The organism is Mycolicibacterium moriokaense (genome assembly GCF_010726085.1).
GTDB lineage: Bacteria > Actinomycetota > Actinomycetes > Mycobacteriales > Mycobacteriaceae > Mycobacterium > Mycobacterium moriokaense.
On record NZ_AP022560.1, the window covers coordinates 1,800,891 to 1,822,321 of the forward strand.

Here is a 21,431-nt window from a genome sequence, read left to right on the forward strand (position 1 = left end):
CGCAGATTAACGGTGGCGGAAGTTCGGTGTGCGCTTCTCGGTGAACGCGTTCATGCCCTCGGTCTGGTCCTCGGTGGCGAAAGCGGAGTGGAAGAGCCTGCGCTCATAGAGCAGTCCTTCGGCGAGCGTCGTTTCGAACGCCCGGTTGACGGCCTCCTTGGCCATCCGCGCCGCCGAGAGCGACATCCCGGCGATGGTCGTGGCGACCTTGTTCGCCTCGTCGAGGAGGGCGTCGGCGGGCACGACGCGAGAGACCAGGCCGGCGCGCTCGGCCTCCTCGGCGTCCATGTTGCGTCCGGTGAGAATCAGGTCCATCGCCTTGGCCTTGCCGATGGCGCGCGTCAACCGCTGCGAGCCGCCCATACCCGGGAGCACGCCGAGTTTGATCTCGGGCTGACCGAACTTCGCGGTGTCGGCGGCGATCAGGATGTCGCACATCATGGCCAGTTCACAGCCGCCGCCGAGCGCGTAGCCGTTGACCGCCGCGATGGTCGGCGTGCGGGTGGCGGCGAATTTCCCCCAGGCCGCGAAGAAGTCGGAGGAAAAGACATCGGCGAACGAGAGCTGGGCCATCTCCTTGATGTCCGCACCCGCCGCGAACGCCTTCTCACCGCTGCCGGTGACGATGATCGCGCCGATGCCGGGATCGTTGTCGAATTCGGCTGCGGCCGCGACGACTTCGTTCATCACCTGGCTGTTGAGGGCGTTGAGCGCCTTCGGCCGGTTCAGCGTGATGGTGCCGACACGGTCGTCGCGCGTGACGAGGATGGTTTCGTAGCTCGTCATGAGAACTCCAATTCGCGGTCGGCCGGCGCGAAGTATGCCTCGACGTCGGCAGTGGTCACGGCCGCCAGCGAGTCCGGCGACCATTTCGGGTTGCGGTCCTTGTCGACGACCTGGGCACGGATGCCCTCGACGAAGTCGTGGCTGCGCGCCGCTCCGCTCGACGTCCGATACTCCTGGCGCAGAACGTCTTCCAGGGTCGCGAGCTTCGCGGCGCGTCTGACCGCCTCCAGCGTGACGGACAGCGCGATCGGCGACCGGGTGGCGATCAGATCGGCGGCGTCCTTGGCCGGGCCCTCGCCGTGGTCGCGCAGCGCCGCGAGGATGTCGGCGACGGTGTCGCCGGAGTAGCACTGGTCGATCCAGTCCCGCTGGGCCAGCAACTGACTCGGCGGGGGTTCGGTGGCATACGCCGCGACGGCGGCGTCGACGCCGTCGGCGATGACGATGCGCTTGAAGTCCTCGAGCGCGTCGTGGGGCACGTAGTGGTCGGCGAAGCCCATCGCGATCGCGTCGCCGCCGCCGAACGGTGCGCCCGTAAGCGCGGCGTGCAGGCCGAGCAGGCCCGGCGTCCGTGATAGGTAGAGCGTGCCGCCGACGTCGGGGATGAAGCCGATGCCGACCTCGGGCATCGCCATCTTCGTCGTATCGGTGACGATGCGGACGTTGCCGTGCACGCCGATGCCGACGCCGCCGCCCATCACGATGCCGTCCATCAGGACCACGTAGGGCTTCGTGAAGCGGCCGATCTGGGCGTTGAGCCGGTATTCGTCGTACCAGAATTCCCGCGCCTCTTTGCCCTGGTTGGGGCCGCGGCAGCTGTGATACAGCGCGACGATGTCGCCACCGGCGCAAAGTCCGCGTTCACCGGCGCCGTCGACCAGGACGGCCCGAATGTCGTCGTCGGCCGCCCAGTCGGTCAGCACGGGAGCTATTGCGTTGACCATCGGATGCGTCAGCGAGTTGATGGCCTTGGGCCGATTGAGGGTGATCAGGCCGACGCCTTGCTGTGCGTTTACTAGGACATCCTCGTTTTCGTCCACGGAATGCAATCTAGATCGTCAACTCGCTTTGGGCTTCGCCGGGTAGGGTTTCCTGTGAAGACCCTGGGAGGTTCTGTTCGGGAACCCATCAGCGTCGCCAGTCGTTGAGCGAATGTTCGTCAACGAGTCGAACCAAAGCATCAGAGAGGAACCGACGGTGCGGGAGTCCAGCAACCCGGTATTTCGTTCCCTGCCCAAGGGTCAGGGCGGCTATGCGCAATTCGGTACCGGAGCCGCCGGCTACGGCGCGCAGGCGGTACAGGCCGATCCTTACATCACCCAGTACCCCGAGCAGCGGCAGGCAGGCGTCGCCCGGCCGCTGACCATCGATGACGTCGTCACCAAGACCGGCATCACGCTGGCCGTGCTGGCGGCCGTCGCCGCGGGCACCTACTTCGTCGTCGCGCAGAACCTGGCGCTGGCCATGCCGCTGTGGTTGGTCGGCATGCTCGGTGGCCTGGCGATGGTGTTGGTCGCGACGTTCGGTCGCAAGCAGGACAACCCCGGAATCGTGTTGGCCTACGCGGTGTTCGAGGGCCTGTTCCTCGGCGCGTTCTCCTACATCGTGGCCAATTGGATGGTGCAGGGCGTCAGCGCCGGCTCGCTGATCAGCCAGGCCATCCTCGGTACGTTCGGCGTGTTCTTCGGCATGCTGGTGGTCTATAAGACCGGCGCCATTCGCGTGACGCCGAAGTTCACCCGCTTCCTGGTGGCCGCGCTGTTCGGCGTGGTGGTCCTGGCGCTGGGCAACCTGGTGGCGTCGTTCTTCATGGACGGTTTGGGCCCGCTGCGTGACGGTGGCCCGTTCGCGTACCTGTTCTCGATCCTCTGCATCGGCATCGCGGCGTTCAGCTTCCTGCTGGACTTCGACCAGGCCGACCAGGCGATTCGGGCCGGTGCGCCGGAGAAGGCCGCCTGGGGCATCGCCCTCGGCCTGACCGTCACGCTGGTGTGGCTGTACACCGAGATCCTCTGGCTGCTCAGTATGTTCAACAGCGACTAGCAGCCCCTGCGAAAGGCCCGGCACGAAATGTGCCGGGCCTTTTGCTTTGCGGTTTGCGTTGACTCTGCGCACAAGCACTAGTTCATCCACAGAATCGCGCCGTGGCCGCAGAGTGAACGGTGAACGCGTCGGCAGCAGCATCCAGTCTGCGGCGTATGGACGAGCCATTCCTTGGAACCAGTGCACTGGCGTCCGGTGCCGTGACTCGGTATCAGTTGCGCCGCTACTACCGCGCAGTCATGCCAAACGTGTACCTAGACAGGCGGATCGAGACGTCGTTTCGACAGCGGATAGCCGCCGCGTATTTGTGGTCGGGACGCCAAGCTGTCGTCTCCGGCCTGGCGGCCTCGGCGATACACGGTGCGAAGTGGATCGATGACGATTCGGTTGTCGAGTTGATTTGGCGGAATGCGCGATCCCCGAAGGGCGTGGTGACCCGAGACGCTCTGTTACTTCCCGACGAGGTCGGACGCATCGAGGATCTGCGTGTCACTACAGCGGCGCGGACGGCGTTCGATCTCGGCCGGCGCGGTCCTGTTGATACCGCGATCGCCCGGCTCGATGCGCTCGCAGCCGCAACGCGGTTCAAGCCGTGTGATGTGAACGATCTTGCCGCCGAACACCCTCACACTCGAGGGCTGCGTCAGCTCGAGGCGGCGCTCGATCTGATGGACGATGGTGCTGAGTCGCCAAAGGAAACCTGGTTGCGGCTGTTGGTTATTCGCGCTGGATACCCGCGACCGCAGACGCAGATTGCGGTGCCCCGTCCCGATGGACGGAATTACTACCTCGACATGGGGTGGAAGGACCTGATGCTCGCGCTCGAGTACGACGGCGGGCAGCACTGGGATGACCCGAAGCGAATCGCCTACGACATCCGACGTACTGAGTTTCTCAACGACATCGGGTGGAAAGTGGTCCGCGTCATGAAAGAACACCGAGCACCCGAGGTGCTGGACCGGCTGCGGCGCGCATGGGAGCGGCCAGCACGTTGACTCTGCGCTGAGGGCGCTGTTTTACCGAGATTTTGCGCCATGGACGCAGAGCCAACGCCAGAAGGCTAGGAGAGGCGCTCCACCACCATCGCCATACCCTGGCCGCCGCCGACACACATCGACTCGATGCCGAACGTCTTGTCATATGTCGCAAGGTTATTCAACAGCGTCGCCGTAATGCGCGCGCCCGTCATACCGAACGGATGCCCCAGCGCGATCGCACCACCCGATACGTTGAGCTTGTCCTCGTCGATGCCGAGTTCCCGCGCGGACCCCAGCACCTGCACCGCGAAAGCCTCGTTGATCTCGACCAGGTCGATATCCGAAATCGTCTTGCCCGCCTTGTCCAATGCCTTGCGGATCGCCTCGATCGGACCCAGACCCATGATCTCCGGCGACAACCCGCTCACGCCCGTCGACACGATGCGCGCCAACGGCGTCAGACCCAACTCCTTGGCCTTGGTATCGCTCATGATCAGGACCGCGGCCGCGCCGTCGTTCAGCGGGCATGCGTTCCCCGCGGTGATCGTGCCGTTCGGCCGGAACACGGGCTTCAGCTGCGACACGGCCTCATACGTGGTGCCCGCGCGCGGGCCGTCGTCGGTCGTGACGATCGTGCCGTCGGGCAGCTTTACGGGCACGATCTCCCGCTCGAAGAAGCCACTCTTGATGGCGTCCTCGGCGCGGTTCTGCGACCGCACGCCCCAGTGGTCCTGCTCCTCGCGGCTGATCCCGGTGTAGTTGGCGACGTTCTCGGCGGTCTGTCCCATCGCGATGTACACATCGGGCAGCAGGCCGTCCTCGCGCGGATCGTGCCACTCGTCGGCACCCTCTGCCTGCTTGGCCGTTCGCGCCTGGGCCTCGTCGAACAACGGGTTCTTCGAATTCGGCGCACCGTCGGCGGCGCCGATGCCGAACCGCGACACCGTCTCGACGCCCGCGGAGATGAACACGTCGCCCTCACCGGCCTTGATCGCGTGAAACGCCATCCGGGTGGTCTGCAGCGACGACGAGCAGTAGCGGTTGACCGTGGTGCCGGGCAGGAAGTCGTAGCCGAGTTCGACAGCCACCGCCCGCCCGATGTTGTATCCGGCCTCGCCTGCAGGCTGCGCGCAACCCATCATGAGGTCGTCGATGTCCCTGGGATCAAGTGCCGGGACCTTGTCCAATACCGCGCGAACCATCTGCGCCGCCAGGTCGTCGGGGCGCATCGTGGCGAGCGATCCTTTGACGGCGCGGCCGATCGGCGAGCGGGCAGTGGCGACGATGACGGCTTCAGCCATGTGAACTCCTTGAATTGACGGCTAGGAGCAACCTAGCTCGCAGGCACGACCACGGGCGCGGGGACCCCGGTCGAACGGCGCCACAGCCTGCTGACGTTGCCGACCCGAGTCAGCAACGAGCTACCTTCCGCGTTGCGCGGTTCGAGCGCATCTTCTGGCTGGGCTCCATCGATGTACTCGCCCAACGCATTACACAGCGCGGGCAGTAATTGCTTGGCCGCCAACGCATAACCAGCGGACGACGGATGGAACATGTCGTCGCTGAAGAGCTCATGGGGAGCCTTGCGGAACTCGGGCGCAAGGAGATCGGCGAACGGAACGGGAACCCCGCCCGCGGCGCGCACGGCCGACGCTTGCGCCCTCGCAAGTCGCAGCCCGCGACTGCGCGCCACCCAGCGCAACGGCTGCGGGATGGCGGTGATCACGCCGAAATCCGGGCAGGTACCCACGACGACGACGGTGCCGCTGGCCCGCAACCGCTCAACGGCTCTGCCCAGACGCCGCGCCGACGGCCCGATGCCGTTGGGACGGGTGATGTCGTTCGCCCCGATCATGATGACCGCCGCGTCCGGCGGGGGACCGGCGACGAACATGGCGTCGATCTGCCCGGACAGGCCTTTCGACGTCGCGCCCACGATCGCCTTTGTACTCAGTCTGATTCGCTCCCCCGACACCTCGGCGAGTCCGCGGGCGAGGAGTACGCCCGGCACCTCGTCGGCGTTGCGACAGCCGTATCCCGTGGCGGTCGAGTCGCCGAAAACCATCAAATGCAGGTCGAACGGCACGTCGCGATGCCACCGCTCCACGGGTCCGCCGCCGGGGTGATAGACGCCGTCGGCGCGCGGGGGGATGTCCCAGGCCTTCGGAATGACGCGACGGGCTTTGTCAGCCTGCCCGGTCAACAAATTACGGGCCCCGACATACGCGGAGCCCGACGATGCGAGCGTGGCCGCGGCCGCCAGGGCGATTTTCGTCGTCCGACGCGGTGCACGAATGCCCACGCGAATAGTTTAGAAGGGATTTTCTGGGATATCAGTGTGGCGACAGGTGTCAACGGATCACAGTGCGGTATCAAGTCCGGTATCGAAATCGAATCGTTGATTGTTGGAACAGGTAGAGCGTGTCAAGCTAAGGTATCGGTACCGCTTAAGCAAACGGCGAGCCCGGGCTCTACAAAGGCGTGAAAGGGGTGGCGATGACGGCACCCAGCAAGGTGGCCAAGGCGTCAAGTCTTGGCGTAATACCTGCTAAAGCCCATAAACCGCGCAAGTTTCCGGTCAGCGACGGGGCGCCTGTCGAGGTGGTCGAGGACGGCCCAAGCCTGGCGGGACGGCTGACTTCTCTCGCCGCTCTGCTAACTATTCGGCCGACGCTAGCTATCGGTAGCTACGCTCCGCGACTGCCTTGGCCCTGGGGTTTGGTCGACGTGGTCTCCCGCGTCATGCGCCCCGCTCCCGGCACAGTCCGCGCCACGATTTCTTTGCCAAAATGCACCGCGCAGTTGGTTCGGGCCGCCGGAGTGCTGCCCGCCGACGGTAAGCGCGGCGTGATCCTCTACATGCACGGCGGGGCCTTCCTGACGTGTGGCGTGAACTCCCACGGTCGCCTCGTCACGGCGCTGTCCGGGAACGCCGACTGCCCGGTGCTGGTGGTCAACTACCGGATGATCCCCAAGCACTCCGTCGGTCAGGCGCTCGATGACTGCTACGACGCCTACAAGTGGTTGCGGCTGAAGGGCTACGAACCCAATCAAATCGTGCTGGCCGGCGACTCCGCAGGCGGCTACCTGGCCTTGGCGCTCGCCGAAAAGCTTCAGCGCGAAGGCTTGGAAGGCGAGATCCCGGCCGCATTGGTGACGATGTCGCCGCTGTTCGAGGTCGACAACGAGACCCGGGCCAATCATCCGAACATCCACAGCGACGCGATGTTCCCGCCGCGTGCGTTCTATGCGCTCGTGGACCTGGTCCGCGAGGCGGCAGGGCGGCACATGGTCGACGGGAAACCCGAAGAGGTCTACGAGCCGCTCGACCACATCGAACCTGGCCTGCCACGCACGCTGATCCACGTGTCGGGCTCCGAAGTGCTGGTCAGCGACGCGCGCAAGGCCGCTCGTCGGCTCGCCGCCGCAGGTGTGCCCGTCGAGGTGCACGTCTGGCCGGGCCAGATGCACGTCTTCCAGCTCGCGGCGCCGTTGGTTTCCGAGGCGACGCGGTCGCTGCGCCAGATCGGCGACTACATCCGCGAAGCCACCTGGTAACCCTCACCTGGTACCCCGTTCCGGCGCCTGACACGATGGAGTCATGCGCATCGCCAGGCACGTCAGTGAGCTCATCGGCAATACCCCTCTGGTACAGCTGAACTCCGTCGTCCCCGAAGGCGCAGGCACCGTCGCCGCCAAGATCGAGTACCTCAATCCCGGCGGCAGCTCCAAGGACCGCATCGCCATCAAGATGATCGACGCCGCCGAGGCCAGCGGCGAACTCAAACCCGGCGGCACCATCGTCGAGCCGACATCGGGAAACACCGGGGTGGGACTGGCTTTGGTGGCCCAACAGCGGGGCTACAAGTGCATTTTCGTCTGCCCCGACAAGGTCAGCGAGGACAAGCAGAACGTGTTGCGCGCGTACGGCGCCGACGTCGTCGTCTGCCCAACGGCCGTACCGCCCGACCACCCGGACAGCTACTACAGCGTCTCGAACCGCCTGGTCGAGGAGATCGACGGCGCGTGGAAGCCCGACCAGTACTCCAACCCGATGGGGCCGGCGAGCCACTACGAGACCACCGGGCCCGAGATCTGGGCGGACACCGACGGCAAGGTCACGCATTTCGTCGCAGGCGTCGGCACCGGCGGCACGATCACCGGCGCCGGGCGCTACCTCAAGGAGGTGTCCGGCGGAAAGGTCCGGATCGTGGGCGTCGACCCCGAGGGATCGGTCTACTCCGGCGGCACCGGGCGCCCGTACCTGGTCGAAGGTGTGGGGGAGGACTTCTGGCCGTCCGCCTATGACCCCACCGTCCCGGACGAGATCATCGCGGTCTCCGACGCCGATTCCTTCGAGATGACGCGTCGGCTTGCGCGTGAGGAAGCGCTTCTCGTCGGCGGATCGTGCGGTATGGCCGTCGTCGCCGCCATCAAGGTGGCAGAGAAAGCCGGTCCCGACGCATTGGTCGTCGTCCTCCTGCCAGATGGCGGAAGAGGTTATCTGTCAAAGGTTTTCAACGACGCCTGGATGTCGTCGTATGGATTCCTGCGGACCCGGCTCGACGGTTCGGTGGAGGAGAACACCGTCGGCGAGGTGCTGCGGGGCAAGTCCGGCGCGTTGCCCGACCTGGTGCACACCCATCCGTCGGAAACGGTGCGCGACGCGATCGGCATCCTGCGGGAGTACGGCGTGTCCCAGATGCCGGTGGTGGGCGCCGAGCCGCCGGTGATGGCGGGCGAAGTCGCAGGCAGCGTCTCGGAGCGTGAACTGCTGTCCGCCGTGTTCGAAGGCAGAGCCAAGCTGGCCGACGCGGTGTCGCAGCACATGAGTCCGCCGCTGCCGTTGATCGGGGCGGGAGAGCTCGTCAGCACCGCCGCCAAGGCACTGCGTGAATGCGATGCCGTGATGGTCGTCGAGGAGGGCAAGCCGGTCGGCGTCCTCACCCGCCACGACCTACTCGGATTCCTGTCCGACGGAAACAACCGTCGGTAAACGGATTTACGAAGCCTGGCAAACAATCTGCTGGGCGACCCGTCAATGCACGGTTACCAGCCCATTTCGGTATTTCGTCACGTGGTCAACTTCCGCACAGAAACCGCTGCACAAAGCCACTTCTCAGGTATCGTAAGCACGCTCGTTGCCAGCTAAGACGTTGACTGGAAAGGCGCACATGACCGACCAACCGCCACCTGGAAATTACCCGCCTCCGCCACCGCCGAGCGGCGGTACTCCACCGCCACCTCCCGGCGGAGTTCCCGCGGGGCCGCCGAACAACAACCTGGTCTGGGGCATCCTGGTGACGGTGTTGTGCTGCCTTCCGCTTGGAATCGTGTCGATCGTGAAATCCTCTCAGGTCAGCGGTCTGTGGGCGCAGGGGCGCGCTGCCGAAGCGCAGCAGGCGGCCGACGATGCGAAGAAGTGGGCCATTTGGGGCGCGATCGCGGGCGTCATCGTCATCGTCATCGCCGTCATCTTCAATCTGGTCGTCGGCTTCAGCGCGACATCGAGTTACTCCTAACGCTTACAGACGAATGCGACTGACGCGGAACCGAGTGGCGCATGCGCCCTCGGTTCCGCCGCGTTCGTCGGGGCCTACTCAACGATGGAGTCAGGCGGACAACCGCAGGGGGTGACTTGACAACACCATCGGTAGCCTGCCGCCATTTCCGCGGTGGCAGTAGGGATTTGGTTCGTCGTTCACGATGTACCGATGGTGAATGCAACCCGAAGTCATCGAACAGTCATCGAATCAATCGTGAGACACAGTCATCGAAAGGAATGACACACCATGAGTGATCAACCACCGCCTCCTCCGCCTCCGCCGGGTGGTAACTACCCGCCGCCTCCGCCTCCGCCTCCACCTCCGCCCGGCGGCAACTACCCACCGCCGCAGCCGGGTGGTAGCTATCCGCCGCCACCGCCCTCGCCGGGTGGCAACTACCCACCTCCACCTCCGCCGCCACCGGGTAGCTATCCGCCGCCCCAGCAAGGGGGCTACCCGCCCGCCGGCGGCTATCCACCCGCAGGTCCGGGTTTCCCTGCCGCGCAGTCCTTTAACGTCAGCGAGGCGTTCTCCTGGGCGTGGAACAAATTCACACAGAACGCTGCGGCGCTCATCGTTCCTGCGCTTGTGTACGGCCTGATCGTCGGGATCATCGCCGGCGCCACCTACGGACTGGCGTTCGCGCTCGCGCCGGAAACCACCTACGAGTCATACGGTTACAGCGTCAGCTACGAGGCGAGCTTCGGCTTCATGAGCTTCCTCGTACTGTTCCTCGGCTACCTCGTCCTGATCGTGGTGGCCGCGGCTATCCAATCCGCTTATCTCAGTGGTCTTTTGGATATCGCCAACGGACAGCCGGTGAGCATCGGCTCGTTCTTCAAGCCGCGCAACACAGTCAGCGTGATCATCGCGACCCTGATCATCGGCATCGCATCCGCGATCGGATCGTTCTGCGCGATCATCGGTCTGGTGATCGGCATCTTCACGATCTTCACCACGGTGATCATCGTCGACCGCAACGCGTCGCCGATCGATGCGATCAAGCAGAGCATCGACATCACCAAGAACAACTTCGTCCAGGTGCTACTCATCTGGCTGGTGGCCGGAGTGATCGCGGTCGTCGGCGCGCTGGTCTGCCTCGTCGGCCTGCTCGTCGCCATCCCGGTGTCCGCACTGTTCCTGGTGTACGCGTACCGGTATCTCACCAACGGTCACATCGCGCCGGTGGCGCAGACGCAGTAGTCGCTGATGGCCCGGCCTGCGCCAGTGTGCGCGGGTCGGGTCACAGCAAGTTCCCACGCCGTCGCGATCACCGCCGTAAGCTGCGAGCAGTCGCGATGTATCGACAGTAGGGGCAAACGTGACGAGTCAGCAGGTGCCACCGCCTTCCGGCGACTTCGCCCAGGGCCCTACGCCGGGACCGGGCGCGGATCCGAGCAACTACACACCGTGGTTCACCCGGGTGGTCGCATACGTGATCGACAGCATCCCGGTCTACCTTCTCGCAGCGATCGGCGGCATCGTCCTGGCCACGTTCCAGAAGGTGGAGACGGTCTGCATCTACGACGTCTGCGCCACCGGCAAAAACGGTCCGTCCACGACGGCGTGGATCATCTTCTCGGTGTGCGTACTCATCGCCGTGGTGTTCTCGCTGTGGAATTTCGTAGTGCGGCAAGGTAAGACCGGCTCGAGCATCGGCAAGCAGATGATGAAGTTCCAGGTGGTCGACGAGCCGTCGCAGCAGCCGATCGGAGTCGGCAAGTCGTTCCTCCGGCAGATCGCGCACGGTGTGGACGCCGTCATCTGCTACATCGGATTCCTGTTCCCGCTGTGGGATGCCAAGCGTCAGACCATCGCCGACAAGCTCCTCAAGACCGTCTGCGTGCCGCTGTAGGGCGGTGCAGTTCGGCCGCGGCATCAACCCGTCGCTACCCTGATCGGTGATGACTGATCAGCACCGATGGCGAGGGCTCGCCACCAAGGCCATTCACGCAGGTTTTCGCCCCGATCCGGCGACCGGCGCCGTCAATGCACCGATCTATGCCAGTTCCACCTTCGCCCAGGACGGTGTCGGCGGGCTGCGCGGTGGATACGAGTACGCCCGCACCGGCAATCCGACCCGCGCCGCGTTGGAGGCGTCGCTGGCCGCCGTCGAGGAGGCCGCGTACGGGCGGGCGTTCTCCTCGGGCATGGCCGCCACCGACTGTGCGCTGCGTGCCGTGCTGCGGCCCGGCGATCACGTCGTCATCCCCGACGACGCCTACGGCGGGACGTTCCGGCTCATCGACAAGGTGTTCACCCAGTGGGGCATCGACTACACCGCGGTCTCACTGGCCGATCTCGACGCGGTCCGGGCCGCGATCACGCCGCAGACCCGGTTGATCTGGGTGGAGACACCGACGAATCCGCTGCTCTCCATTGCCGACATCGCGGGGATCGCCGAGATCGCAAAGACGTCGAACAATCCGAAAGTCTTGGTGGACAATACGTTTGCCTCACCCGCGCTCCAGCAGCCCCTGACGCTCGGCGCGGACATCGTGCTGCACTCGACGACCAAGTACATCGGGGGCCATTCCGATGTCGTCGGCGGTGCGTTGCTGACCAGCGATGAGGAACTCGACACCGCATTCGCCTTCCTGCAGAACGGTGCAGGTGCGGTCCCGGGACCATTCGACGCGTACCTGACGATGCGCGGGCTCAAGACCCTGGTCCTGCGGATGCGGCAGCACTCCGAAAACGCCGCCCTGGTCGCCGAATTCCTCGCCAACCACCCGGCGATCGAGACGGTGCTGTATCCGGGACTTCCCAGCCACCCCGGCCACGACGTCGCCGCCAAGCAGATGAGCGCATTCGGCGGCATGGTCTCGGTGCGGATGCGCGGCGGTGCCGACGCGGCCCGCAAGTTGTGCGCGAGCACCGAGGTCTTCATCCTCGCCGAGTCGCTGGGCGGGGTGGAATCGCTGATCGAGCACCCCGGCGCGATGACGCATGCGTCGACCGCGGGTTCCCAGTTGGAGGTGCCGGACGACCTCGTCCGCCTGTCGGTGGGCATCGAGGACTCGGCCGACCTGCTCGCCGATCTGGAGCAGGCGCTAGCCTAACGCCGGCCGCAGCGCCGACGCGGTTACTGCCAGATTCACTTCCGGCAGGCCCGTCGGGTACTCGTCAACCCAACTGCCGCTGGCGATTTCACCCGCCCGGGCGTGTACCCACCGCCAGCCCCGGTCGTTGAGGGACAGCAGTGCGCCCAACCCGTCGACGGCGTGCAGCAGCGTGATGATCGCCGCGGTCGACGGGGTCGGCGGCCGCCGGTCGAACAGCGCGGCCAGGAGCGCCGAACGGGCTTGCCCCACCCGGTTGCGGTTCGTCAGCGGCCACGCGTACGGATGCTTGAATCGTTTGGACTGCAACCGAATACGCCGGATCTCGCCGATCCGCTCGAGATGGTGGGTGACGTCGTCCTCGGTGCGTTTGGCCAGCTTCTTGACGGCGACCGCCGGGCGCAGCGGCCGCCGTTCGAGAAGCGCAAACGCCGGTTGGGCAACAGGATCCACCGGGCCGGGCACCGCAAGTGCGATCAGCCGACCGGGGTCGATCGCGTCCTCTGCCATCGCGGGCCGGATCCGGCACGCGTGGGCGAGGTCCAACAGCACGGCGGCCGCCAACACCCGCTCGAGCCGCTGGCGTTCCAGCGCCGGCTGGGCCGACGCGTTGTCGAGCAGCAGCAAAAGGAGGTCCTCGGCGATCTTCGCCATAGTGCGGACTGTAGTGCGAAGGCCGCGAGGACCCCGCCTCAGGAGTGGTAGGGCTCAGCGCTGAGGAGAGTCACCTTGACGGTGTTGCCGTTGGGGATCGTGTAGGTCCGGACTTCGCCGACCTTCGCGTCGATCAGCGCTTCGCCCAGCGGCGACTTCGGCGAGTACACCTCGAGCTTGCCGTCGCTGATGCCCTCCTGCCGGGTGGCGATCAGGAAGGTCTCGGTGTCGTTCTTGTCGTCGCCGTACTGCACCTTCACCACCGAGCCGGGCAGCGCCACACCGGATTGCTTGGGCGCCTCGCCGACCTTGGCGTTGTTCAGCAGCTCCTGGAGCTGCCGGATGCGTGCTTCTTCCTGACCCTGCTGTTCACGTGCGGCGTGGTAGCCGCCGTTCTCGCGCAGGTCGCCCTCTTCGCGGCGATCGTTGATCTCGGCGGCGATGACGGGTCGGTTGGCGATCAGCTGATCCAGCTCTGCCTTCAGCCGGTCGTGTGCTTCCTCCGTCAGCCACGTGACCTGCGTGTCGGTCATGATGTCGCGCTCCTGTCGTCGTTGCTCTCGCGCTTGTTTGCGTAAGTAGTCTCATGTTTCGGCGCCGGGAGCTCCTCGTGTATTGCCGCGATCGTCAACGCCTAACCAGCGCACTAAATGCAGCAATACACGGTCCCAGCGGAACCGTGTATCTGACCAGTCTAGCACCGGAAGGACACCAGGTTTTCCCATATTCGCAGTTCGGCGTTTGTTGTATTTAGCTCGCGCCGCGTTTTAAGGGTCCTCAAGGTGCGACGAGGTAGGGCGGCACATCGGTGCCGCAGCCGTACACGTCGCCGACCACCGGCGGCCGGCTGGATTTGACCAGGGTCGTCACCTGGACGGTGTGCTGGGTGGACGGCGCCACCAGCACCTCGCGGCGGCCGGTTTCGCCGCCGTCGATCGAACGGGCCCGCACGATGCACACCACCGGCTCAGCGGGGTTCTCCCGGGTGACGCTCACCGTGACCTCGACGGTCTCGTCGTCGACCAGGCGGTAGCTGCTCAGTTCACCCTCCACCGGACTGCCGAATCGCCCGAAGGCGACGATGGCGACCGTCACCCCTGCCACCAGGACCAGCGCGGTCAGCGCGCCCGCGATCAGGCGGCGCTGGCGCCGCGTCAGCCGCCGGCGCCCGTAGCGGGCGGTGGGACGCTCGATCATCTACTTTCATGCCCGTCGGTCGGATGGATCTACCGGACTGGAACTATAGGGCTACTCGTAACGGTTGAAATCTCTCGAGAATGTCGACTCAGGCATGGTCGAGACACAGATGAGGCAGAAAAGGTTGAGTGAACTGCGGCTGATGGCGGTGCACGCCCACCCGGACGACGAGTCCAGCAAGGGTGCGGCGACCACGGCACGCTACGCGGACGAGGGCGTGCGCGTCATGGTGGTCACCCTCACCGGAGGCGAGCGGGGCGACATCCTCAACCCGGCCATGGACCTGCCCGACGTGCACGGCCGGATACAAGAAATCCGCCGCGACGAGATGGCGAAGGCCGCCGAGATCCTCGGCGTCGAACACCACTGGCTCGGCTTCGTCGACTCCGGCCTCCCCGAGGGCGACCCGCCACCCCCACTGCCCGACGGTTGCTTTGCGCTGGTGCCCATCGAGGAGCCCGTCGAGGAGCTGGTGCGCGTCGTCCGCAAGTTCCGGCCCCACGTGATGACCACCTACGACGAGAACGGCGGCTACCCGCATCCCGACCACATCCGATGCCATCAGGTGTCGGTCGCTGCGTACGAAGCGGCGGGTGACTATCGGCTCTTCCCCGATGCAGGTGAACCGTGGAACGTGCTGAAGCTGTACTACAACCACGGTTTTCTGCGTAAGCGCATGCAGCTGCTGCAGGACGAGTTCGCCAAACACGGTGAGGTGGGTCCGTTCGAGAAGTGGCTCAAGCATTGGGAAGCCGACCACGACGTCTTCGAGAAGCGGGTGACCACCCGCATCGAATGCTCGAAGTACTTCGCCCAGCGGGACGACGCGCTGCGCGCCCACGCCACCCAGATCGACCCGAACGGCGACTTCTTCCGCGCGCCCATCGAGTGGCAGCAACGGCTCTGGCCGACAGAGGAATTCGAGCTGGCCCGCTCCCGCGTACCGGTATTTCTACCCGAGACCGATCTGTTCGCAGGGATCGAGGTTGACGAGTGACCGACCTAGCGCTGGTCGTCGTCGACCTGCTGGCACAGGACGGGCCCCGTGAGACAGGCCCGGAATTCGGAAAGGCCAGTCCGTTCGGCCTTTTGATCATCGTGTTGTTGTTGATCGGCACGTTCCTGCTGGTCTGGTCGATGAACCGGCATCTGCGCAAGCTGCCGAAATCCTTCGACGAGCCCGACGACCAGGACGACGAGAACAAGAGTGAGCCCAGCGGTTAACGTCCTCTCGCGGGCCACCAGTCCGTACCTGCGCCAGCACGCCGACAACCCGGTGCACTGGCAGGAGTGGTCGCGCGCAGCGCTCGCCGAGGCCGTCGAACGTGACGTGCCGATTCTGTTGTCGGTCGGCTATGCGGCCTGTCATTGGTGTCACGTGATGGCGCACGAGTCGTTCGAGGACGAGACGGTCGCGGCCGCGATGAACGAGGGCTTCGTGAACATCAAGGTTGATCGCGAGGAACGGCCCGATATCGACGCGGTCTACATGAACGCCACCGTCGCGTTGACGGGTCAGGGCGGCTGGCCGATGACGTGCTTTCTGACCCCGGACGGTCGGCCGTTCTTCTGCGGGACGTACTACCCGAAGGCCAATTTCCTGCAGCTGCTCGCCGCCGTCACCGAAACGTGGCGCACCCGTCGTGCGGAGGTCGAGGAGACGTCCGACCACATCGCGGGCGAACTGCGGTCGATGGCATCGGGTCTGCCAGCTGGTGGACCGCCGATTCAGCCCGCCCTGTGCAACCATGCCGTCGCTGCGGTGCTGCAGGACGAGGATCCCGTGCACGGCGGGTTCCTCACCAATCAGGTTGGGGCGCCGAAATTCCCGCCGTCGGCGCTGTTGGAGGCGTTGTTGCGCAGCCACGAACGCACGGGTGATCTGATGCCGGTAGAGGCGGTCGAACGGACGTGCACGGCGATGGCCCGCGGCGGGATCTACGATCAGCTGGCCGGTGGGTTCGCGCGCTACAGCGTCGACGCCCAATGGGTGGTGCCGCACTTCGAGAAGATGCTCTACGACAACGCGCTGCTGCTGCGCGCTTACGCGCACTGGGCCCGTCGCACGTCGAACCCGTTGGCGCGCAGGGTGGTCGCTGAAACCGCGCGGTTCGTGGTCGACGATCTCGGCGCCGACGGAATGTTCACCTCGTCGCTGGACGCCGACGCCGACGGTCGTGAAGGTCTGACCTACGTGTGGACGCCCGCGCAGCTGCGTGAGGTTCTCGATGTGGACGACGCCCGTTGGGCCGCAGAGCTTTTCCGTGTCACCGACAGCGGAACGTTCGAGCACGGCGCCTCGGTGCTGCAACTGCCGAACGATCCCGACGATCCGGATCGCTTCGAACGAGTGCGGACCGCACTGTTGGCGGCCCGGTTCAACCGGCCCCAGCCCGGCCGCGACGATAAGGTGGTCACCGCGTGGAACGGCTTGGCGATCACCGCGCTCGCGGAAGCCTCGGTGACGCTCGACGAACCCGAATTGCTCTATGCCGCAACGCAGTGCGCCCAGAATCTCATCGATCTGCATAGCGTTGACGGCCGGCTGCGGCGGACCAGCCTGGGCGGCCGGGTGGGCGACAGCGCGGCCATCCTCGAAGACCATGCCGCGCTGGCCACGGGCCTGCTGACGCTGTATCAACTGACGGGTGAGGCGTCGTGGCTGAGTGCTGCGACGTCGTTGCTCGACATCGCGCTCGAGCATTTCACGGATCCCGGGAACCCCGGCCGCTGGTTCGATACGGCTGATGACGCTGAGGCGCTGATGGTGCGGCCTGCCGACCCGCTGGACGGTGCGACGCCGTCGGGGGCGTCGCTGATCGCGGAGGCGCTGCAACTGGCGGCACATCTGGCTCCGGCACACCGCGCCGATGTCTACGCGTCGGCGGCAGAGGCCACGCTGGCGAGCGCGGCGCCGATTCTGGCGCGCCTGCCGCGATCGGGCGGGCACTGGCTCGCGGTCGCCGAAGCCGCTGTGCGCGGGCCGATTCAGATCGCCGTGGCCTGCGATCCCGTCGACTCCGAACTGCTGGCCGCCGCGCGTCGGCTGGCGCCCGGCGGCGCGATCGTCGTCGGCGGTCCGGTGAACTCGTCGGAGTTGCTGGCCGACCGTGACCGGGTGGCCGGGGCCGACGCCGCCTACGTGTGTCGCGGGCGGACGTGTGACCTGCCGGTGACGACTGCGTCCGAACTCGCGGTCGCGCTGGGTGTGCCCGTGTAGCCTTCGGCGCATGGCCACGCCCGAAGACAACGCCAAGACCGTCAACCGCTACCTGGAGCTGGCCTCGCAGGGCCGGGCCGACGACATCGCCGAGTTGTACGCCGACGACGGCACCGTCGAGGATCCGGTCGGGGGAGAGGTCCACATCGGGCGTCAGGCGATCCGCGGCTTCTACGACAGCCTGCCGACCAACGGCGCCTCGGCCGACGTGGTCACGCTGCGCGCCCTCGGCAACGAGGTGGCGTTCTACTGGTCGCTGACCATCGATCTTGGCGAGAACAAGATGCGCGTCGACATCATCAGCGTCATGACGTTCAACGACGACGGCAAGATCGCGACGATGAAGGCCTACTGGACGCCGGAAAATATCACCCAGTTGTAGCGATTTCGGCGTGCTGGGTACCGCTGAGCGTGACCGAGCACGCCGAAACCGCTAGAAAACGGCGAACCACATCGCGATGTAGTGGCAGATCGCGGCGACGGCCGTGCACGCGTGGAAGAACTCGTGATGGCCGAACGTCGTCGGCCACGGGTTGGGCCACTTGAGGCCGTAGAGCACGCCGCCGATGCTGTAGAGCGCGCCACCGACGATCAGCAGCACCAGCGCCGCCACGCCCGCGCCGTGCATGATCGGGCCGACGAACCACGCCGCCACCCAGCCGAGCAACAGGTACAGCGGCACCCCGACCCAGCGCGGCGCCGACGGCCAGAACATCTTGAGCAGCACACCCGCGAGCGCGCCCGCCCAGACGATGCTGAGCAGGACCATGCCGTCACTGCTTGGCAGGGCCAGCACGGCGAACGGCGTGTAGCTGCCCGCGATGAAGATGAAGATCATCGAGTGATCGAGACGCTTCATCCACTTTCGGGCCGTCTCCGAGCGCCAGTTGATGCGGTGGTACGCGCCGCTGACGGCGAACATCGCGACGATCGTCAGCGTGTAGACGAGGGTCGCGATGCCCGCGCGGGTGGACACCACCGACCACGACACCGAGACCAACGCCGCGCCCGCGATGAACGCGACGATCGCCGAATAGACGTGAATCCAGCCGCGCAACCGCGGCTTTCCGATGAAATTGGTGACGCCATCTACGACCGCTTCCGCGAAATCCTCTGCGTAGACGCGTACTGGGGGTTGTTGAGCCTCGTCGGCATCGACCTGAGCCACGTTCACCTCGACTAATGCCATTGGAGTTTTCAAGGCCACAGTAGTCTGATTCGGTGGACATCATTCCTTCGCGGCTCAAGGAACCGATGTACCGGCTCTACGAGATGCGGTTGCGCCAGGGGTTGGCGTCGTCAAAGTCCGAGCTACCCCGCCACATCGCGGTCCTCTGCGACGGAAATCGGCGGTGGGCCCGTGATGCTGGTCACCACGACGTCAGCTACGGGTACCGGGCGGGCGCCCGCAAGATCGCCGAGATGCTGCGCTGGTGCCAGGAGGCCGGCGTCGAAATGGCCACGGTGTACCTGCTTTCCACCGAGAACCTGCAGCGCGACCCCGAGGAACTGTCGTCGCTCATCGAGATCATCACCGACGTCGTCGAGGAGATCTGCGCCCCCGCCAACCGGTGGAGCGTGCGCACGGTCGGCGATCTCGAGCTGATCGGCGAGGAGCCGGCCCGGCGCCTGCGTGACGCCGTCGAGTCGACGTCAGGCAACGGCAGCGGATTTCACGTCAACGTCGCCGTGGGCTACGGCGGTCGCCAGGAGATCGTCGACGCGGTGCGCGCCCTGCTCGCCAAGGAGCTCGCCAACGGGGTGACGGGTGAGCAGCTCATCGACGCCGTCACCGAGGAAGCCATCTCCGAGAACCTCTACACCTCGGGCCAGCCCGACCCCGACCTGGTGATCCGCACCTCCGGCGAGCAGCGGCTGTCGGGCTTCCTGCTGTGGCAGAGCGCCTACTCGGAGATGTGGTTCACCGAGGCCTACTGGCCGGAGTTCCGGCGCGTGGATTTTCTGCGGGCCCTGCGCGACTACACCGCGCGTCACCGCCGCTACGGCATCTAGTGCAACACTTGAGCCATGGCTGCGCTGTCAGCGCTCGTCTTCTCGCTCAGCTGGTGGTTGGGCCTGTATCTCCTGGCCCGTGACCCCCGCAAGCCCGTCCTGGCGCTCGCCGCAATCGGCCTGACCAGCTTTGCGACGGTGGTCGCACTGGATGCCATCCGCACGATGACCGGTTCGGCCCTGCTGAGCAGCGTCGAGGTGTACCTGGTCACCGTCCCGGGCATCGCGTGGTTCGCGGTGCTGCTCGAGCTGTCGCGCCCCCGCGACACCTGGCGAAGCCGCGCCGCGGAACTGGTGGCGGTCGGAGCCGTCGCGCTGGGTGCGTTCGCCGGTGCGGCGATGGCGGGCAACGTCGACGGACCCGTGCGGATGGGCCACTGGGTGATGTTCGGCGTCATCTCGCTGTCCTCGCTCGGCGCGATGCTGCGCGCGGTCTTCGGGCCGTGGCAGCCGAGACCGGTCGTGGGCTACCTCATCGTGGCGACGTTGTTCTTCGCACTGGGCAACGCGATCATCGTCATCCCGCTCGGACTGGTCCCGAGCTGGCTGGCGTTGGCGTCAACGGGATTCGACGTCATCCTCCTCGGCGTCGCCGTCGCGATGTGGGATGCCTTCGACGAGGGGCAGGCCTTGCGCGCCGACATGCTGCGATCGTTCGTCGCGACGGGTGTGGTGGTGGTGCTGTTCGGTGGGCAGGCGCTGATCGGGCTGGCGGTGACGGGTCCGCAGACCGCGTTGACGGTGCTGCTGTTCACCAGCTTGGCCATCGCGATCTCGGTCAACGTGCTGGCCGACCCTCTCGCCGGGCTGCTCGATCGGCTGGCGTTCTCCCGCTCACCCGGACTGCGCGCCGACCGCGCCGCGCTGCGAAGCACCGGCGCCGCGCTGCCGCTGCGATCGACCAACCCGCTCGACGGCGTTGACGAGGACACGTTCGTCCGGCTGACCCGCCGCGCCCTCGGCCACTACGGCGACCTGTCCAAGCTCGTCGCCAGCCCGCTGACGGCGCTGCCCGCCATCGAGGAACGGCTCGCGGCGCGCGACGCGCCCGACCAGCCGCTGGAACGCGCCAACGAACTCAAGGCCCTGCTCGCCGAGCGCATCGCCCGGCTCAAACCCCGTGACGGCGGCGAGTTCGGCACGACCGAGGAGTGGCGTTACTACAACTCGCTGTACTTTCCCTACGTGGTCGGCGTGCGCGCCTACGCCCAGAACGCGACCGCCGCAGGGCTCGACCCCGTCGCGCGCCAGGCTTGGCAGTGGTTCGTCACCGAGGTGCCGCAGCGGTCGTTGCACAACTGGCAGAACGCCGCGGCCCGGCTCATCGCCGCCGATCTGCGCGGACAACTTGTGGCCGCACAAGACGGATGAGGAACGCTGACGGGATTTGATTGGTCAGCTCATCCTCGGCCGCATCGTCCCTGACCTGCGGTTGGCAGTAGCTGGCAGCGTCTGGCGTCGATCTGGCAGTGGCATCTGCGCAGCATCGGTGACATGACCGCCATCACCACCAGGGCCGACCGGCGACGCGGCGCCGTCGGCACGGTTACCGAAGATTCGCTCCTCCGCTTCGCACTGCGAGCCGACGCGACTCTGTGCGCCGGTCTCGGTCTGCTGACCGCCATCGCCTCCGACCCGCTGTCGAAGGCGACGGGCCTTACCTCCACTGCTGAGTGGATCGCGGGTGCGGCGCTCGTCGTGTACGGCGCAGGGCTGTACCTGCTCGCCGGCGCGCCGCGAGTTCGACCCGTCGGCGTCGGCGTGCTGGCAGGCAACATCGCCTTTGCGATCGTCGTCACCGTCGTGCTCATCGCGGGCTGGCTGCCGCTGACCGAGCTCGGCGTCGTCGCGACCATCGCGTTCACCGCCGCCACGTTGGGTTTCGCCTACGCGCAGTACCTCGGGGTGCGCCGCCTGGCGTGACTCCCTCATG

23 protein-coding genes are annotated in these 21,431 nt (G+C 66.1%); 15 read left to right on the forward strand and 8 right to left on the reverse strand.

The genetic code is table 11. From position 1 onward, the window contains the following. Positions 1 to 6: 6 nt before the first annotated feature. Both G6N43_RS08820 and G6N43_RS08825 read right to left on the reverse strand, forming a co-directional pair. The gene (locus G6N43_RS08820) at positions 7 to 786 is read right to left on the reverse strand and encodes an enoyl-CoA hydratase (protein WP_083148888.1); all 780 of its coding nucleotides are present in this window, start codon (positions 784 to 786) and stop codon (positions 7 to 9) included. Then, complete coding sequence (locus G6N43_RS08825) at positions 783 to 1,826, reverse strand: enoyl-CoA hydratase/isomerase family protein (RefSeq protein ID WP_083148887.1); 1,044 nt, start codon at positions 1,824 to 1,826, stop codon at positions 783 to 785. Before G6N43_RS08825 ends, G6N43_RS08820 begins: the two co-directional genes overlap by 4 nt. Positions 1,827 to 1,983: 157 nt before the next feature. Here G6N43_RS08825 and G6N43_RS08830 point away from each other — a divergent pair, with 157 nt between their 5' ends. Further along, positions 1,984 to 2,829, forward strand: a complete 846-nt coding sequence (locus G6N43_RS08830; protein WP_083149185.1) for a Bax inhibitor-1/YccA family protein — start codon at positions 1,984 to 1,986, stop codon at positions 2,827 to 2,829. A 155-nt stretch (positions 2,830 to 2,984) separates the two neighbouring features. Continuing rightward, positions 2,985 to 3,824 (forward strand): endonuclease domain-containing protein, encoded by an 840-nt coding sequence (locus G6N43_RS08835; protein WP_083148886.1) that lies wholly within the window; start codon positions 2,985 to 2,987, stop codon positions 3,822 to 3,824. A gap of 65 nt (positions 3,825 to 3,889) precedes the next feature. Here G6N43_RS08835 and G6N43_RS08840 read toward each other — a convergent pair whose 3' ends face one another. After that, the gene (locus G6N43_RS08840) at positions 3,890 to 5,107 is read right to left on the reverse strand and encodes an acetyl-CoA C-acetyltransferase (protein ID WP_083148885.1); all 1,218 of its coding nucleotides are present in this window, start codon (positions 5,105 to 5,107) and stop codon (positions 3,890 to 3,892) included. 32 nt (positions 5,108 to 5,139) lie between these two features. After that, the gene (locus tag G6N43_RS08845) at positions 5,140 to 6,108 is read right to left on the reverse strand and encodes an SGNH/GDSL hydrolase family protein (protein WP_083148884.1); all 969 of its coding nucleotides are present in this window, start codon (positions 6,106 to 6,108) and stop codon (positions 5,140 to 5,142) included. Positions 6,109 to 6,302: 194 nt separating this feature from the next. Between G6N43_RS08845 and G6N43_RS08850 the strand changes: the two genes are divergently transcribed. From G6N43_RS08850 to G6N43_RS08875, 6 genes are all read left to right on the forward strand, one after another. Beyond that, positions 6,303 to 7,364 (forward strand): alpha/beta hydrolase, encoded by a 1,062-nt coding sequence (locus tag G6N43_RS08850; protein ID WP_083149184.1) that lies wholly within the window; start codon positions 6,303 to 6,305, stop codon positions 7,362 to 7,364. A 43-nt stretch (positions 7,365 to 7,407) separates the two neighbouring features. Next, a complete protein-coding gene (locus G6N43_RS08855) occupies positions 7,408 to 8,802 on the forward strand; it encodes a cystathionine beta-synthase (RefSeq protein ID WP_163658051.1) in 1,395 nt (464 codons plus the stop codon). 178 nt (positions 8,803 to 8,980) lie between these two features. After that, complete coding sequence (locus tag G6N43_RS08860; RefSeq protein WP_083157463.1) at positions 8,981 to 9,328, forward strand: CD225/dispanin family protein; 348 nt, start codon at positions 8,981 to 8,983, stop codon at positions 9,326 to 9,328. A gap of 270 nt (positions 9,329 to 9,598) precedes the next feature. Beyond that, the gene (locus G6N43_RS08865; protein ID WP_083157462.1) at positions 9,599 to 10,555 is read left to right on the forward strand and encodes a DUF2189 domain-containing protein; all 957 of its coding nucleotides are present in this window, start codon (positions 9,599 to 9,601) and stop codon (positions 10,553 to 10,555) included. A gap of 118 nt (positions 10,556 to 10,673) precedes the next feature. Then, positions 10,674 to 11,207 (forward strand): Rv1078 family RDD domain-containing protein, encoded by a 534-nt coding sequence (locus tag G6N43_RS08870; protein ID WP_083157461.1) that lies wholly within the window; start codon positions 10,674 to 10,676, stop codon positions 11,205 to 11,207. A 49-nt stretch (positions 11,208 to 11,256) separates the two neighbouring features. Further along, positions 11,257 to 12,414, forward strand: coding sequence for a cystathionine gamma-synthase (locus G6N43_RS08875; RefSeq protein ID WP_083157460.1), 1,158 nt, complete (start codon positions 11,257 to 11,259; stop codon positions 12,412 to 12,414). Here the strand turns inward: G6N43_RS08875 and G6N43_RS08880 are convergent. The 3 genes from G6N43_RS08880 to G6N43_RS08890 all read right to left on the reverse strand — a co-directional run bounded on the left by G6N43_RS08880 (position 12,406) and on the right by G6N43_RS08890 (position 14,265). After that, positions 12,406 to 13,068: a GOLPH3/VPS74 family protein gene (locus G6N43_RS08880; RefSeq protein WP_083157459.1), complete on the reverse strand. Its 663-nt coding sequence runs from the start codon at positions 13,066 to 13,068 to the stop codon at positions 12,406 to 12,408. The two genes, G6N43_RS08875 and G6N43_RS08880, sit on opposite strands and share 9 nt — an antisense overlap. Before the next feature lie 38 nt (positions 13,069 to 13,106). Further along, on the reverse strand, positions 13,107 to 13,601 hold the full coding sequence (gene greA / locus G6N43_RS08885) for a transcription elongation factor GreA (RefSeq protein ID WP_083157458.1): 495 nt from the start codon (positions 13,599 to 13,601) through the stop codon (positions 13,107 to 13,109). 244 nt (positions 13,602 to 13,845) lie between these two features. After that, entirely contained in the window at positions 13,846 to 14,265 is a 420-nt protein-coding gene (locus G6N43_RS08890) for a DUF4307 domain-containing protein (RefSeq protein ID WP_083157457.1), read from the reverse strand. Between the two features lie 124 nt (positions 14,266 to 14,389). Here G6N43_RS08890 and mca point away from each other — a divergent pair, with 124 nt between their 5' ends. Genes mca through G6N43_RS08910 form a run of 4 tightly spaced genes read left to right on the forward strand, consistent with a single transcriptional unit; the run spans position 14,390 to position 17,867 of the window. Beyond that, on the forward strand, positions 14,390 to 15,262 hold the full coding sequence (gene mca, locus G6N43_RS08895) for a mycothiol conjugate amidase Mca (RefSeq protein WP_083157467.1): 873 nt from the start codon (positions 14,390 to 14,392) through the stop codon (positions 15,260 to 15,262). Continuing rightward, complete coding sequence (locus G6N43_RS08900; RefSeq protein ID WP_083157456.1) at positions 15,259 to 15,489, forward strand: hypothetical protein; 231 nt, start codon at positions 15,259 to 15,261, stop codon at positions 15,487 to 15,489. The genes mca and G6N43_RS08900 overlap by 4 nt, the downstream gene beginning before the upstream one ends. Further along, positions 15,473 to 17,485, forward strand: coding sequence for a thioredoxin domain-containing protein (locus G6N43_RS08905; protein WP_083157455.1), 2,013 nt, complete (start codon positions 15,473 to 15,475; stop codon positions 17,483 to 17,485). The genes G6N43_RS08900 and G6N43_RS08905 overlap by 17 nt, the downstream gene beginning before the upstream one ends. Before the next feature lie 10 nt (positions 17,486 to 17,495). Further along, positions 17,496 to 17,867, forward strand: a complete 372-nt coding sequence (locus G6N43_RS08910; RefSeq protein WP_083157454.1) for a nuclear transport factor 2 family protein — start codon at positions 17,496 to 17,498, stop codon at positions 17,865 to 17,867. 51 nt (positions 17,868 to 17,918) lie between these two features. On the opposite strand, the gene trhA is transcribed toward G6N43_RS08910, so the two are convergent. Beyond that, positions 17,919 to 18,674 (reverse strand): PAQR family membrane homeostasis protein TrhA, encoded by a 756-nt coding sequence (gene trhA / locus G6N43_RS08915; RefSeq protein ID WP_083157453.1) that lies wholly within the window; start codon positions 18,672 to 18,674, stop codon positions 17,919 to 17,921. A 32-nt stretch (positions 18,675 to 18,706) separates the two neighbouring features. Between trhA and G6N43_RS08920 the strand changes: the two genes are divergently transcribed. From G6N43_RS08920 to G6N43_RS08930, 3 genes are all read left to right on the forward strand, one after another. Further along, positions 18,707 to 19,498, forward strand: coding sequence for a (2Z,6E)-farnesyl diphosphate synthase (locus G6N43_RS08920; protein ID WP_083157452.1), 792 nt, complete (start codon positions 18,707 to 18,709; stop codon positions 19,496 to 19,498). A 15-nt stretch (positions 19,499 to 19,513) separates the two neighbouring features. Then, positions 19,514 to 20,869: a hypothetical protein gene (locus tag G6N43_RS08925; protein ID WP_083157451.1), complete on the forward strand. Its 1,356-nt coding sequence runs from the start codon at positions 19,514 to 19,516 to the stop codon at positions 20,867 to 20,869. Between the two features lie 123 nt (positions 20,870 to 20,992). Then, complete coding sequence (locus G6N43_RS08930) at positions 20,993 to 21,421, forward strand: hypothetical protein (protein ID WP_083157450.1); 429 nt, start codon at positions 20,993 to 20,995, stop codon at positions 21,419 to 21,421. Positions 21,422 to 21,431 lie beyond the last annotated feature (10 nt).